The sequence below is a fragment of the Edaphosphingomonas laterariae genome (genome assembly GCF_900188165.1).
Lineage (GTDB): Bacteria > Pseudomonadota > Alphaproteobacteria > Sphingomonadales > Sphingomonadaceae > Sphingomonas_E > Sphingomonas_E laterariae.
The window spans coordinates 1-1,321 of record NZ_FZOS01000083.1 but is presented as its reverse complement, the minus strand read 5'-3'; the positions used below and the strand labels follow the sequence as shown (position 1 = coordinate 1,321).

The window sequence follows — 1,321 nt, the reverse complement described above, 5'->3', positions numbered from 1 at the left end:
TGAACCGCACCGGGTTTGCCGGAGGCTCCATCTCCTGAGAGAGTGGAGCCGATATGAGCAAGACGACGAACAAGTTTTCACCTGAGGTCCGCGAGCGGGCGGTTCGGATGGTGCTGGATCATGAGCGGGATCATCCCTCTCGCTGGGCGGCAGTGGTTTCGATCTCGGAGAAGATCGGCTGCGTTCCGCAGACGCTTCATGAGTGGGTGAAGAAGGCCGAGGTCGACAGCGGCAAGCGTGCCTGTGTGCCGACCGAGGTCGCCGACAAGGTGAAAGCGCTGGAACGCGAAGTCCGGGAGCTTCGGCAGGCCAACGAGATCCTGCGCAAGGCGTCGGCGTATTTTGCCCAGGCGGAGCTCGACCGCCCATTCCGGCGATGATCGCGTTCATCGACGATCACCGCGAAGCCTATGGGGTCGAGCCGATCTGCCGCGTCCTGCCGATCGCCCCATCGACGTATCACGAACGAGTTGCGCAGCGGCAGGATCCGATGCGCCTATCGGCGCGGGCGCAGCGGGACCAGGCTCTCAAGCCCGAGATCGCCCGCGTGTTTGCCGAGAACTTCGCGGTTTACGGTGTGCGGAAGGTATGGCGCCAGATGATGCGGGAGGGCTTTCCGGTAGCCCGCTGCACCGTCGAACGGCTGATGCGCGAGATGGGCTTGGCAGGCGTAATCCGGGGCAAACCGGTGCGCACGACGATCGGCGACAAGGCGGCGCCGTGTCCGCTTGATCACGTCAACCGCCAGTTCTACGCGCCGGCGCCAAACATGCTGTGGGTGTCGGACTTCACCTACGTCGCGACCTGGGCGGGCTTCGTCTACGTTGCGTTCGTCATCGACACCTATGCGCGCCGGATCGTCGGCTGGCGGGCCAGCAGGACGGCGCATGCCAGCTTCGTCCTCGATGCCTTGGAACAGGCGCTTCATGATCGTCGACCGGCCCATCGGGCCGGTCTCATCCATCATAGCGACCGAGGGTCGCAATACGTGTCCATCAAGTACACCGAGCGCCTCGCCGAAGCCGGGATCGAACCCTCCGTCGGCAGCGTCGGTGACAGCTACGACAACGCCTTAGCCGAGACGATCAACGGCCTTTACAAGGCCGAGGTGATCCATCGGCGTGGGCCGTGGCGATCGTTTGAAGCCGTCGAATATGCGACGCTCGAATGGGTCGACTGGTTCAACAATCGACGCCTGCTCGAGCCGATCGGCAACATCCCACCTGCTGAAGCCGAAGAGCAATACTACGCCATGCTCGACGACACACCCATGGCCGCGTAACTTAAACCCCGGAGCCTCCGGCAAACCCGGTGCGGTTCA

General features: G+C 63.4%; 1 protein-coding gene and 1 other annotated feature. The gene reads left to right on the top strand.

Going from position 1 to position 1,321, the window contains the following annotated elements:
* Positions 1–53 precede the first annotated feature (53 nt).
* Positions 54–1,282, top strand: a protein-coding gene (locus tag CHB74_RS21460) for an IS3 family transposase (RefSeq protein ID WP_089221478.1) whose coding sequence is annotated in 2 segments (ribosomal slippage) — positions 54–342 and positions 342–1,282 — 1,230 coding nt in all. Because the reading frame shifts where the segments join, the coding sequence is not laid out codon by codon here.
* Positions 335–451: a sequence feature (AL1L pseudoknot), on the top strand. Its footprint overlaps the gene before it by 117 nt.
* Positions 1,283–1,321: the final 39 nt, after the last annotated feature.